13 protein-coding genes and 1 pseudogene are annotated in these 13,294 nt (G+C 37.1%); 12 read left to right on the top strand and 2 right to left on the bottom strand.

Translation table 11 applies throughout. From position 1 onward, the window contains the following. The first annotated feature begins 20 nt into the window (after nucleotides 1-20). The 3 genes from galM to RB151_RS14650 all read left to right on the top strand — a co-directional run bounded on the left by galM (nucleotide 21) and on the right by RB151_RS14650 (nucleotide 4,147). Nucleotides 21-1,061, top strand: coding sequence for a galactose-1-epimerase (galM, locus tag RB151_RS14660; RefSeq protein ID WP_042844980.1), 1,041 nt, complete (start codon nucleotides 21-23; stop codon nucleotides 1,059-1,061). A 163-nt stretch (nucleotides 1,062-1,224) separates the two neighbouring features. Continuing rightward, nucleotides 1,225-2,229 carry a substrate-binding domain-containing protein gene (locus tag RB151_RS14655; protein ID WP_042844978.1) on the top strand — a complete coding sequence of 335 codons (1,005 nt, stop codon included), beginning with the start codon at nucleotides 1,225-1,227 and terminating at the stop codon, nucleotides 2,227-2,229. A gap of 286 nt (nucleotides 2,230-2,515) precedes the next feature. Continuing rightward, on the top strand, nucleotides 2,516-4,147 hold the full coding sequence (locus RB151_RS14650; RefSeq protein ID WP_042844975.1) for a sodium/sugar symporter: 1,632 nt from the start codon (nucleotides 2,516-2,518) through the stop codon (nucleotides 4,145-4,147). A gap of 124 nt (nucleotides 4,148-4,271) precedes the next feature. Here RB151_RS14650 and RB151_RS14645 read toward each other — a convergent pair whose 3' ends face one another. Beyond that, nucleotides 4,272-5,186, bottom strand: a complete 915-nt coding sequence (locus RB151_RS14645) for a LysR family transcriptional regulator (RefSeq protein WP_042844974.1) — start codon at nucleotides 5,184-5,186, stop codon at nucleotides 4,272-4,274. Nucleotides 5,187-5,298: 112 nt separating this feature from the next. Here RB151_RS14645 and RB151_RS14640 point away from each other — a divergent pair. The 4 genes and pseudogenes from RB151_RS14640 to RB151_RS14625 all read left to right on the top strand — a co-directional run bounded on the left by RB151_RS14640 (nucleotide 5,299) and on the right by RB151_RS14625 (nucleotide 7,632). Next, nucleotides 5,299-6,145: pseudogene (locus RB151_RS14640) on the top strand (HARLDQ motif MBL-fold protein). Nucleotides 6,146-6,169: 24 nt separating this feature from the next. Then, on the top strand, nucleotides 6,170-6,958 hold the full coding sequence (locus RB151_RS14635) for a MipA/OmpV family protein (RefSeq protein WP_071548266.1): 789 nt from the start codon (nucleotides 6,170-6,172) through the stop codon (nucleotides 6,956-6,958). Nucleotides 6,959-6,969: 11 nt separating this feature from the next. Next, a complete protein-coding gene (locus RB151_RS14630; protein ID WP_042844971.1) occupies nucleotides 6,970-7,206 on the top strand; it encodes a hypothetical protein in 237 nt (78 codons plus the stop codon). Nucleotides 7,207-7,248: 42 nt separating this feature from the next. Further along, complete coding sequence (locus RB151_RS14625; protein ID WP_071548265.1) at nucleotides 7,249-7,632, top strand: hypothetical protein; 384 nt, start codon at nucleotides 7,249-7,251, stop codon at nucleotides 7,630-7,632. 967 nt (nucleotides 7,633-8,599) lie between these two features. Here RB151_RS14625 and RB151_RS14620 read toward each other — a convergent pair. Continuing rightward, nucleotides 8,600-9,352 (bottom strand): LexA family transcriptional regulator, encoded by a 753-nt coding sequence (locus tag RB151_RS14620; protein ID WP_071548264.1) that lies wholly within the window; start codon nucleotides 9,350-9,352, stop codon nucleotides 8,600-8,602. 460 nt (nucleotides 9,353-9,812) lie between these two features. Between RB151_RS14620 and RB151_RS23485 the strand changes: the two genes are divergently transcribed. From RB151_RS23485 to RB151_RS14595, 5 genes are all read left to right on the top strand, one after another. Next, complete coding sequence (locus RB151_RS23485; protein WP_164975505.1) at nucleotides 9,813-9,983, top strand: hypothetical protein; 171 nt, start codon at nucleotides 9,813-9,815, stop codon at nucleotides 9,981-9,983. 393 nt (nucleotides 9,984-10,376) lie between these two features. Continuing rightward, nucleotides 10,377-10,838 carry a DUF1367 family protein gene (locus RB151_RS14610; RefSeq protein WP_042844962.1) on the top strand — a complete coding sequence of 154 codons (462 nt, stop codon included), beginning with the start codon at nucleotides 10,377-10,379 and terminating at the stop codon, nucleotides 10,836-10,838. Nucleotides 10,839-10,849: 11 nt separating this feature from the next. Next, nucleotides 10,850-11,653: an antitermination protein gene (locus RB151_RS14605; protein ID WP_048607795.1), complete on the top strand. Its 804-nt coding sequence runs from the start codon at nucleotides 10,850-10,852 to the stop codon at nucleotides 11,651-11,653. A gap of 250 nt (nucleotides 11,654-11,903) precedes the next feature. After that, nucleotides 11,904-12,410 (top strand): hypothetical protein, encoded by a 507-nt coding sequence (locus tag RB151_RS14600; protein WP_042844959.1) that lies wholly within the window; start codon nucleotides 11,904-11,906, stop codon nucleotides 12,408-12,410. Nucleotides 12,411-12,731: 321 nt separating this feature from the next. Continuing rightward, complete coding sequence (locus RB151_RS14595) at nucleotides 12,732-13,238, top strand: hypothetical protein (protein ID WP_042844957.1); 507 nt, start codon at nucleotides 12,732-12,734, stop codon at nucleotides 13,236-13,238. The last annotated feature ends 56 nt before the right edge of the window (nucleotides 13,239-13,294 follow it).

Raw genomic sequence — 13,294 nt, 5'->3', positions numbered from 1 at the left:
CTGACAAATTGAGGGAAAAAATGCAATTTACTCACGAGCAACGTCTTGCGTTACAAGCCGCTAAAATTATTGAGCTAACCAATCAAAATGGTATGAAAATTACTTTGACGAACCTGGGGGCAAGCTGGATGAGCTGTATCTTACCCTTAGCAAGTGGTCAGCGTGATGTTATTTTAGGTTCGCCAAATATTGCGCAGCAGATGCAGCAGACGGTTTATTTAGGGGCTACAGTGGGCCGTGTTGCCAACCGAATCGCGAACGCACAATTTTCGATTGATGGTGAAAATTATAAAGTGTCTAGTAATCAAGGAATGCATTGTTTACATGGGGGGGAAGATAATTTCAGTTATCGGGTTTGGGCCATTTCACAGCGTCATGCTCAACAGGTGGTGTTTACTCTGATTTCCCCTCATGGTGACCAAGGCTTTCCCGGTGAGTTGCGAGTCGATACGAGTTATGAATTAACAGATGAAAATCAGGTCATTATTCGTTATCAGTACCAAACATCGGCTACTTGCCCTGTGAACTTGACTAACCATACCTACTTTAACCTTGCTGGGGAAAATACGGAAAAAACGTTATTTGAGCACGAGCTTAAAATCCACAGTAACGATTATGTACCGACAGACAAAGACGGGGTGCCAACAGGGGCGTGGCGCGGTGTTACTGGCAGCTATTTTGATTTTCGCCAAGGAAAGCCAATTGGCCGTGGTTTTTTACAAGATGAAGACCAAATAATGGTTGGGGGATATGACCATACGTTTATCCTTGATAGCACTCGTATTGATGGGAAGCAAACGGTCGCTTCACTTCGTGCACCTGCGGGGGATATTCAGATGAATATTTCAACAACCATGCCAGCAATGCAATTATATACAGGGAATTATTTGACTTCTGTCGCGGGAAAAACAAAGGAATATACCCCGTTTTCTGGCGTTGCATTTGAAACTCAATTTCCACCTGATGCGGTAAACCACCCTGAATGGGGGGCTAAATACAGCCCAATTTCATACTCAAATCAACGCTATACTAGCGAAACATGCTATCAATTTATTTTTTAATGTATTATTTCGCATAATTATTAACACCGCAGTGATGCGGTGTTTTGCTATTTAGGCATGAATAATCCGTTGTTTTCATTTAAATGATTTTAATATGCGTTATGCCATTGTTTTTAATCCTAGCTCATTGTTTAATAAGCCATCCTAATTGTAGAGGTATACGATGGCGACAATCAAAGATGTAGCAAAAGAAGCCGGCGTTTCTGTTGCAACGGTTTCACGGGTGATCAACCAATCGCCGAAAGCGAGTCAAGCTTCTATTGCATCAGTAAAAAGTGCAATGAATAAGTTGGGTTACCGGCCAAATGCTGCTGCTCGTGCATTAGTGAACCAAAGTTCTAATACAATAGGTGTACTGGTTAATGATGTATCCGACCCATTTTTTGGGGTAATGGTTAAAGCCGTTGATGGCGTTGCTCATCGAAATGGCAAACATATTTTGATTTGCAATGGTTATCATAATGCCAAAGAAGAGCGCCAATCTATTGAGTTATTGATCAATAACCGCTGTGATGCATTGATTATTCATTCAAAAGCCCTTTCGGATGATGAACTGATTGGATACGCGAAAGAAGTTCCGAGTATGGTGCTGATTAATCGGCATATTGATGAAATCGCTCACCGTTGTATTTCATTAAATAACTATAAAGGGGCATATTTAGCGACTGAACATCTAATTCGTCATGGGCATACTAAAATCGCTTATATTTCTTCAAATCATCAAATTGAGGATGCGGTGCAGCGCTTAATGGGCTATCGCGATGCGTTAAAAAATAATGGTATTATTCTTTCAGAAAGTTATGTCGAATATGGTGTCCCTTACGGTGAAGGCGGGGAACAAGCAATGACTAATTTGCTAACCAAGTCATTGGAGATCACCGCCGTGGTTGGCTATAACGATTTTATGGCAGCAGGGGCGATTGCCGTATTGGATGAAAATGAAATTCACTCACCAGAACAGGTTTCAGTAATTGGTTTTGATGATGTTTTGATTGCTCGGTATATTCACCCGCGTTTAACCACTGTACGTTATCCTATTCAAATGATGGCTGAAAAAGCAACGCAATTAGCCCTCTCTTTAGCTCGGGGTGAAAAAATCTTAGGGGATAGCTTAATTTACTCCCCGACCTTAGTTCAGCGCAATTCCGTTCGACCATTGCATTCTTAGTGGTAATGCCATTAGAGCCATGAATTGAGCATTCATTCACTTTTCATGTAAACGTTATCATTTATTTTTGATGGTCATCACGTATTTTAGATTTTAGCCTGCTGACTTTCAGATTCTCTCTGTTATTTATGCCCTTTATGACGCGATTTCTAGGTTTAAATCTAATGTTTAGCTAATTCAGTGAATATTCTTAAGAATATTGTGAAAATATGTGATTTAAGTAACGGTGATTATTTGTGGTAACGTTTACACTAACTTCGTTATCATTTGGCGAAGGAATTTTATTATGCAGACAGAAGGGGTTGGACTAAGCACTTTAGACTACGGGATCTTCATCCTGTACGTGCTTGTTATTATTAGTGTTGGGCTCTGGGTATCACGAGATAAAAACGGGCAAAAAAAAGGAACTAAAGATTATTTTTTGGCAGGTAAAACATTGCCTTGGTGGGCTATCGGTTCATCATTAATTGCAGCAAATATATCCGCAGAACAATTTATCGGCATGTCTGGATCAGGCTTTTCGATTGGTCTGGCAATTGCATCCTACGAATGGATGGCGGCACTTACCTTGATTATTGTCGCTAAGTATTTTATGCCTGTGTTTATTGATAAAGGTATTTATACTATTCCTGAATTTGTTGAAAAACGCTTTAATAAAACATTAAAAACCATTTTAGCGGTATTCTGGCTAGCATTATTTATCTTTGTTAACTTAACCTCAGTCCTATATTTAGGTGCGTTAGCGTTACAAACAATCCTAGGTATACCAATGAATTATGCTATTTTTGGTTTAGCATTATTTGCGGTAATTTACTCCCTCTATGGTGGCTTATCCGCAGTAGCATGGACCGATGTCGTGCAAGTATTCTTCCTGATTTTAGGTGGCTTGTTAACGACAATTATGGCTGTGAGTTATATTGGTGGGGACGCCGGTTTATTTGCTGGAATGAGCCGTATGGCAAGCGAAGCGCCTACTCATTTTGAAATGATCCTAAGCCAAGATAACCCTCAGTTTAGTAATTTACCGGGGATAGCCGTGTTAATCGGTGGCTTATGGGTTGCCAACTTATACTATTGGGGCTTTAACCAATATATCATTCAGCGTGCATTAGCCGCTAAATCCATCAATGAAGCTCAAAAAGGGTTAGTATTTGCTGCGTTTCTAAAACTTATTGTACCGATTTTAGTTGTTGTGCCTGGTATCGCTGCTTTTGTGATAGTTTCAGACCCTGCATTGCTTGCTGGTTTGGGGACTATGGCACAAGAACATATACCGACATTAGCGCAAGCGGATAAAGCTTATCCGTGGCTAACCCAGTTCTTACCTGTAGGCGCGAAAGGGGTAGTATTCGCAGCATTAGCAGCCGCTATCGTATCGTCTTTAGCTTCTATGTTGAACTCTGTAGCGACTATCTTCACCATGGATATCTATAAGGAATATATTGCACCTGCAACAACGGACCATAAATTGGTTAATGTTGGCCGAGTCAGTGCGGTTGTTGCATTGATCATCGCCTGCTTTATTGCACCATTACTGGGTAATATCGGGCAAGCTTTCCAATATATACAGGAATATACAGGCTTAGTGAGCCCTGGGATCTTAGCGGTATTCTTGTTAGGTTTATTCTGGAAGAAAACAAATGCGAAAGGCGCGATCATCGGGGTATTATTGTCTATTCCATTTGCTTTATTCTTGAAATTAATGCCATTAGGTATGCCTTTCCTTGATCAAATGATGTACACCTTCTTCTTTACTGCTGTAGTGATCGGGTTGATTAGCCTTACAACGGCAAAAGGGGATGATTGTGATGGCGCTATTATTTTAACTTCCGAGACCTTTAAAACGTCAACAGGTTTCAATATTTCCGCTTACGTTATTATGGTTGTTTTGTGTGTTTTATACGCACTTTTCTGGTAACGCCATAGCATTATTAAACTCACCATTAAAATGATAACAAAAGGCGGGATATTCCCGCCTTACTTATTTTTACTCGCTTGGATAGCGATTTTATATACTTTTATTAACAGATGCTCTGATATCGTTATAAATTAGTCGTCTTATAATACGATTCTATTTTGGATTTAAGTGACGCAACAATTTTTTTCTTCCAAGGTTGCATTGATTTTCTGTGCATCATAAATAAATTACCAATGGCAAGGCTATCAGTAAGCTTCGTTTGGTAAATGGTATGTTTTAGTGACTGATTTTCTAGCCAAGGTTCTGGCACAATCGCTAAATATGGGCTGCTATTTATTGCTGATATCACTTGCGAATATTCTGGGCATTTAAAGCCAATAGTTCTAAATAAACCTCTTCGACGTAATTGCCTATCTAGTTCGTTGTCATCTTGGGGCCAAGGTAAACAATAGACATGTTTATAAGATACGAGTTGTTCAAGGCTTAATTCTTTAACGTGCTCTAAAGCTGGTCTTAATGGCGCTCCGTAGATAATGACTAATCGGCTAATACCTATAGTTTCAAATTTTAGCGACGATACAGGGCTTTGATCTCCACCGACAGCAAAGACTAAATCAATGGTGCCATCAAGCACTTCTTCACGCCAAGACCGCCTTTGGTATGGAATACATTCCGCGTAAAAATCTAACTTGAAAGACAGTTCTGATAAAGGAGAGGTCATAATATCCATCAATGCTGGGGGGCAGACAATTTTGAAACTTCTTGAGCCATCAATGGAATCTGTAAATAAATCATCATTCAAGGAAATAAAAAGGGGAACGAGTTTCGCTTTAAGTGTTAAAGCAAATGGGGTTGGAACTTGAAGATTATTTTCTCGTTTAAATAACGGGTCACCCAACGCTGAGCGTAGCCGACTCAATGCGTGGCTGACCGCGGAAGATGAAATACCCAGTTTAGAAGCTGCTTCCTTGGTACTTCCTGTTAAAAGTAATGCATAGAGAACTTTGAGAAGATTAAAATCAAATTGAGCTAGGTTCATTTTGTACCAATATTAATGAGCAGAATTCAATTTACTTATACTATCATCTTGTTTCGATGATAAACAAGTAACGGTATTCATGAAACAGTTAAAATTAATAGTATTGCTCTGCATGCAAGGGTTAGTCGTGCAACCTATGGCTTATGCTTCATTACATCCTGAGCAACCATTATCTGTAGCTCCACCTAAAAGTGTCTTTATGGAATGGGCAAAGCCTATTGCACCTTTCAAAATAGCCCCTCAAGTTTGGTATGTTGGAACGACAAATTTAACGTCTATATTGATCACAACAAATAAAGGTCATGTACTCATTGATGCGGGCTTAAATGAAAGCGCAGAGTTAATTCAAAGTAATATTGAAAAACTAGGGTTTAATATTAGGGATATCAAATATATTTTGAACAGCCATGCTAGGTTGGATCAGGCGGGTGGGATAGCTAAATTAAAAAAAATAAGTGGTGCAAAGGTCGTTTCGAATAAACTCAATGCTGAGCAATTGGCTTTAGGTGGTGCAGATGATTTTGCATTAGGTGATGCATTATTATTTCCTTCAGTTAAAACAGATTTACTCTTAAATGATAATGAATCATTTAGTCTTGATGGTGTAACTTTTACTATATTATTAACGCCAGGGGCATTTACCGGGAAGTACGTCATGGAAGATAAAACTAAATAATAATGACACACTGATATATGCAGATAGCCTAGCAACTCCTGGCTATTATTTAATTAATAATCTGAATTATCCAGAAATTATTGAAGACCTCCAGTATAGCTATCAGGTTTTGTATGATCAAAAGGTAGATATATTTATTGCAAGTAAGGGAGATAAGTTTGACCTTATAGATAAACTTAAAGAATTAAATAATGGAAATGATAAGGCATTTTATGATGAAAATGGCCTTAAACGTTATGTTGAAAAATCCAAAATGTCTTTAATAAGCCAATTACATTTATAATCCTGTAAATAAAGAGTGAAAATCATGACAGTTAAATATTTAGTCCCAATGTTGGGTGCTATTTTATGCACTAATTCTTTTGCCGATGAATTAATATTAGGTGCAGGTGTTGGAATGTCATCACCCTATGAAGGGTCTGATAAATATATTTTAATACCGGATGCGACGATCCAATACACAGTAGATACAAACAGTTTTGGTATATTTAGTTTGGGCACTAGTGGTGCAAAGTGGCAATATAGTCTGTTTGATAATTTTCATATAGGTGTTCTTGGCGCTTATATGCAAGGTCGAAAAGAGGAAATTGGTTTTTCTGGTAGTAAAAATAAAGACTTAAAGGGAATGGAAGACCTTAAAGGTGCTATAGCTGCGGGTTTTGAAGTGAGTTATAGTATAGAAGAGCATTCTATCTATATTAATTCATTGACGGCACTTGGACATAGGGATTATGGCGGGGTAGATGTTGATAATGCAACAAGGGTTGAGTTTGGGGTTAACTCGCATTTTGAATTAAATGATGACTGGTTTATTGATACCAATATATCCACAAGATACGTAAATAAAAATTATAACCAAGCTTACTTCGGCGTGACTGAAAAGCAGTCTCTTAAGACGGATTACGCTGTATATACCCCCAAAGCAGGTATTAAAGATGCAGGTATTCTAATCGGGTTGAACTATAGGTTGAGTGAGAATTTTTTCCTTAATTTAAAATCTGGAGGTTATTATCTATTTGGTGATGCGGCTGATAGCCCAATTACAAAACAAAAATATGGGCTAGTCAATATAATTGGTCTCTCATATACATTTTAAAGAACATGCAAATGAAAATAAATATTAAATATACTATATATGCATCAGTGTTTTTATTATGTGGATGTGTTGTAGGCCCAGGCTGGTATAAAGAAGGTGTAAATTATGAAGACTCTGAAAATGTCTTGGCAAAATGTAAATATGATATTGGTATTGCTTTAGTGAGTTCAAATGAAAGGCCAGAACTCATCGCTGAATGTATGAAGTCTCAAGGGTATAGATACAAAAACTATTCACATAGCTATTAAATTTAACTTTATATTCTATATTGTAATTTATGGTGCTAACTGATGGCACCTTTTTATTGGATAACTATGATTATTATTTTTAGTAAGTTTTTAAGAGAGTTAAATAGCAGCGGTTTGTTTGAAAATATAAACTATGACTTATACCCTAAGTTGGGAGTGATATATGGATGTGATAAAGAAAAAAGAGAAATAAAAATCACTCTTTCAACATTAAATGATAAAGAAAATAGGGTGACAATCACTGTGCAATCCGATGTTGATTGGAATAAACGAAAACAATTGCGTGCAGTACTTATTAATGAAAGTTTATATATAAGCCATGGCGACTTTATAGATAGGGTTACGCCTATTTTCATAAGGAATTATTTCTTTAAATTTGATATTATAGATTTTTTATCTATAGTCATTTGTCATTTGTCAAAATAGAAAAAGATAATAGGGTTAAGCGGTTATCAGTAGGAAAAGTATCGATATAGAAAAGAATGCTTATTTACCTTAAGTAAGGGGCTATTATCTCTCTGTGCATGTTGATAAATTTTACTTAATGTACTTGTTGCGCATCAGTGATACCCCTTATCAACCATGTTTTAGGTAACTATATATCAATGAAATGACACGGTAAGTGCGTTTTTTTATTTGGGTGGAGTAAAACTAACCTGCATAACGGCCTAATTGCAAAGGCTTTTTCTTACCTATAGGCTTTGATTATAGACAATAGGGCTATCTATTATTGTTACTATGTAATATATCGAGCCAGAAAGTTGCTCATCTATTTATGAATATCATTTAATTTTAAGGGTAACAGGTGGTATTTAACACAAGTTTATTTAGTTGATGAGGGGGGATATCTAGGGCTATAAGCAGTAATAACTGTACCATTTATCAATCTATTTTTCATTATCCTTGCTATATATCCTAACGTTTTCTAACGCAATTAAAATGTTACCCTAAACCGATGAAATTTAAAATTCACCATATAGAGCGTGGGCATAGACCGTTTAGGTTGTGCTTTTATTGCGGCTCCTTTAAAATAAAGTTGATCAGTGATTTATCATTGGTCTTGCCTCTTCTAGCGTTTGGTCGCGCTAGCAGAATACTCGGTTAGCTTTGGTCGGCGACCCGAGGTAAAGAAACCCATTTAGGTGGGTTTTTTTACGCCTATCAATCAACGCTTGTCAGCCCTAACTGGCTGGTCTTGCCTCTTACGTTAGCCTAACTCTTTTCCCTAGGTAGGCTGATTTTTAGGTTTGAACACTTATCTAAATACTTGCTGTGTTTGTATTAGTAGAAATAATATTAGCATCGATATTTTTATCATTCAATAGCATTGCTAATTTCTCTGGGCGATAAAAAACCGAAAATATTAGCGATAGTATTTAATTGATTGTTTTGGTTAAGCAAAATCAACCATTTTTATTGGAAGAGACTTTATGACTTTACCTATTACGCGTAAATCATGCATCTCAGCTTCTTCAATATAAAAAGTTTCATAGGCAGGATTATCAGATTTGACCGCAAGCTTCCGGCCTTTAACTCGCTGTAATCGTTTTATGAATAGGGAGCTTTCAAAACTAAATACATAGACGCCATCCCCATCAAAAAAGTCACTGTGTGTATCAACGAAAACAACATCCCTAGGATTAATTGCCGGAGACATGCTATCGCCGCTGATATTAATCATCTCAATTCCTTTAAGACTTTTACGACCAAATAACTCAAAAATTTTTTCGGAAGAGAATTCTATTGATTTTATGGTGTCAGGGAAGTCATTATTAATAAAACCACCGGGACCTGCTTTTGCATATATATCCATTAATCTCAATGTGTTGTGATCGCTTCTAATCGATTGTTGTGGGTGAGTGGTATCTTCACTTCTATTTGTTGACCTGACGTAATCGAGTAAAATTTTTAATTCGGGGTTGATATCTTCAGGCTTAACACGAAGTAAAGCGGCAAATTTTAATGTGGTATCTGTATTTAACGCAGTACGGCCATTGAGATACTGGCTGACGGCTCCTTGCGTAGAAAAGCCAAGTGCCTCAGCTGCTTTTTCTTGAGTTAAGCTGAGAGATTCACGTTTGCTTTCCCAGATATTACGTAAATTTTGGGCTGCTATTTTGTCTGATTCTGAAATTTTTCTATTCATATCATCTATTTTATTTGTATTGCTAATATTATGCCACTAGTATTGCTATTATTTTTCGTCATTAGTACTGCTAATGTTGAATCGTTAAGTAAAAAAGGAGCTAACAAATAAGATTAAATATTTACCTAAAAAATAACAGTAACTTAATCAGTCTGAATTTGCTCAAACCATTGGCGTGATACAGGGCTATATCAGCTAAGTCATCAAAGGTAACTCCATTCCAAAATGTTGTAAAGGCATTGGCTGGGCATCAAAAACAAGCGGGTTATTAGACCACTTTCTTTATAACCCGAAGTGAGGTGATTTGATTTATCTTTTAATCGTTTAATACATCGCTTAAAAGTTGAAATATATGCACTTGGAAAAAAGAAAATCGCTCCCATCATATGGTTATATATTTTATAACGGATATAAGGCCGTCTTGTCATAAGGTTATTAGATGTCGTTAGTTGGAGTGAAAATGAAAAAATCGGTTTATAAAGCAAGTGGTTTATGGAACCAAGAATCTTTCATAACTCTTTTTGTCGCAACAAGCGAAAAAGATGTACTTTCAACAATCGTATTTTGGGCAAATCTTGGTGGCGCTCGAGTCGATGAGCTATCTATCGAGCGTTATTGCTCAGTGCATTAACCAAACTAAGATGAAGTGGCAGGCCAATGACAAAAAACAGTAACAGAACGTAAAGCTGAATAACGTAAGCGGCAAAAAGAATCAGGCATTACTGAGGCTGAGTTATTTCTTGGTAAGCAGGGGGGTAAAAATGCTTCAAAGAAATTGTGCATTACGTAGAGCCAGTAGAGAGCCTTGTAAGAATGCGAATTTGATTCGAATGGATGACATACTGTGATGCTATTCGGCTCTAAACGAAACAATAGGATATCTAAGTTGTTATCATAGACGACTGTGGAATAGGTAGGTTAAACACACAAAACACTGTTTATTTAAACAGTGTTTTGTGTATAATCCATTTATTGGCTTGAACACCCAATCTAAATACTCGCTGTGTCTACTGAGAGAAAAAGTATGGCACAGTATAGCTTTATCAAAATATCTAACGGCTCTCTTGTTTCGGCTTCCCGCCCAGCAAGGGAATTCATGCACGTCAAAATCAAGTGTGGTGGTGTGCTTTCGGCTGATTTCAAGAAAGACCGCGATTCACGACGCCATCGCAACTACTCCGCAATACTCAATTTAGGGGATAAATATTGGCAGCCAATTGGCGACAATACTCCAATTGATAAATTCTTTAATGCTCTCCGTTATTGGTTAGTAGAACAATTGGGCCATTATGAAACCTTTGAAATGTCTGATGGCAGCCTACGCCGTATCACCCAATTAATCAGTTTTACCAAAATGAACGACCTAGCTTTTGGTGAACTCTACAAAGCCACCCTCGATGTACTTTGGAACTGTATTTTATTTCGTAAAATTCCCACCCAACAGGTTGCTGAAAATGTGGCAGCTCAGTTATTAGATTTTATTTAGAGGCAAGACCAATGAAACTCGAAAATGCACTGAAAAACTTTCACCCCAAATCACCGATATTTAGCGATACTGCGAGCAGTACATCACCCGACCGTTTAACTGGAACGGACATCATAGCTGCTATGGGGATGATTGATCCTCAGGCTAAGTTTGGCATGACGGCTTTTCTCGCTAAAAATGATGTCAGCGAAGAGGATAAAATTTCTACCATAGAAGCCTTGACGCAATATGCGAAAAAACAGACCCCAAAGCTGGTAGCAAAAGCTGCAGGTAAAAAACTAGGTCATTGTTTAATCATATTGGCCAAAATCGCATTTGAGGACTACGCTCGTTCGGCAGGTTCCGTTTTCCCATGTTCAACCTGTAGCGGCAAAGGGATGATTGATAAACAAGTCACTACAACAAAATATTCAACAAGAGACGCTGTCTTTTCCTCCTTTACCAAGGACAAGCCCAAACGATATACAAATACTGAGCGTGAGATCGTGGAAACTGAAAAAGTGATTTGCCAGTCATGTAAGGGAAAAGGCCAGTTAACACAGCGCTGTCGATGCAAGGGGCGGGGGAAAGTACTGGATGAAGCACAAACAGAACGACAGGGCGTCCCAGTATTCAAAGATTGCCCACGGTGTGCAGGCCTCGGTTTTAAGCGCGTTCCCTCATCTGTCGCATATAATGCAATAAAGCACTTGGTACCAGAGCTTAACGAAAGAACATGGCGCCGAAATTGGAAACCGTTTTATGAAACATTGGCCAGCAAATGTTTCATTGAGGAAAGTATTGCAGAGCAGGCGTTTAGCAAAGCGATAAAATAAACTGATCAAATAAACAGTAAAAAGCTTGCATTTTGTCCGAAGCTGGTTTATTATTTTTCCACAATGGACATTCTATACCTAATTAAGTAAATCGATGTCTCATTTTACCAATTCAAAACCTCGCGATTGCGGGGTTTTTTTATATCTAAAAACCTCAACAAGTGTTTCGTTTTCTTAAGAGTAGAACCTCACTTCGGCAGGGTTTTATTTTGTGATCTTCTGTGGTTTAGCACGATAAGTGAGGTTTTAAGTGAAAGTCTGCATTATAGGCATTTCTGGCGCAGGGAAAACAACGTTAGCTAAAAAATTAGCCATTGAACTGAATGTCCCTACTTATGCGTATGATGATATATATTGGAATAAAAGGAGTGGAGAATATATTAAAAATACTCCTGAGATAATTAATTCACTTGTTTCTGCCATAAAATCGGAAAGAGATTGGATAGTTGAAGGCGCGTATGATCGTCGGATGCTCCCATTCTTTGAAGACTGCTCTTTGATTATTAGATTGAAGATCCCATATCGGATATGTGTGTTAAGAATAATAAAGCGTTACCTACTTGCAAAAATAACAAAAACAAGACATAAGGAAACGATTCTAAATACCATTGAATTACTTCGCTTTGCAAAGCGATTTGATAACCAATTAAATGTTTTTTTTGATTCAAACCCAGCTGTTATGCATAAGATAGTTGAAGTTAATAACACTAAGCAGTGTTCACTAGAAATTAAAAAACATTTAAATGAAACTTCATAATTTAAAGGGGACAGTGATGCCATTTTCTATGTTTAACCGACTAATATGTAAGGTAACCCTTACAAGTTCAGTGATCTAGTCTTGTGGATAGCTTATATTCAAGAGGTCGCCTAGTGCGGCTTTTTTTGTCTATAGTAAAAAGCTAATTTCTAGTTAATTTTTTATGGATAAAATAGCAATTCTTAAATTAAGCTAAAATTGAGTGGGTTAAATTTTTTATTCTAATAGTTAGTTTTTAATTGATATTAAGATTCATGCCTTTTAATTTATTAAATGTAATAATTTCCTTTCTTGTTTATTTAAAAAAAGGATGTTTTTATTGTGAGTATTTTCAAATTTAAAAAAATAATGGCTATCACTATCTTTTCTTGCTCATTTTCAAGCTTTGCTGCAAATCCACCGTTACAATTTCACATTCACGGTTCTTTTGAAGAGGTTGTTCCTCCGTGTAATTTGACAAGCGAGTCGAGCTTTAATTTGGGTTTTGATACCATTCCAACATATGTAAATATTGGATACGAAACGCAAGCCGAGTTTGTCAGAGTAAGTTATCAATGTATGCAGGATGTTAATGTTAAAGTTTATTTTTCTGATGCTGCCCATAAACTTTCTAGTGCAGCATATCAAACGACAGCGAGCCATATTGGGGTTAAAACTAAAATAAATGGTCAAATATTAAATCCCAATGAAAAACTAGAGTTTAAGTCTAAAGCAGGAGCATCAGAAATCCCAGTTGAAGTTAGTTTAATAAGGCTAGCAGAAACACAAGGTAATGGTGGTAGTTATGACTTTAATTTAACGGGTATTATTGAGACAGAGTATAACTAATATTTTAATTAGTATATTGTGTGCTGCTTTTCTATTAAATTCTTCAAGGTCACTTA

Source organism: Providencia rettgeri, from assembly GCF_001874625.1.
GTDB lineage: Bacteria > Pseudomonadota > Gammaproteobacteria > Enterobacterales > Enterobacteriaceae > Providencia > Providencia huashanensis.
Note: the sequence above shows the minus strand (reverse complement) of the source record. Positions and strands in the feature narration are given on the sequence as shown.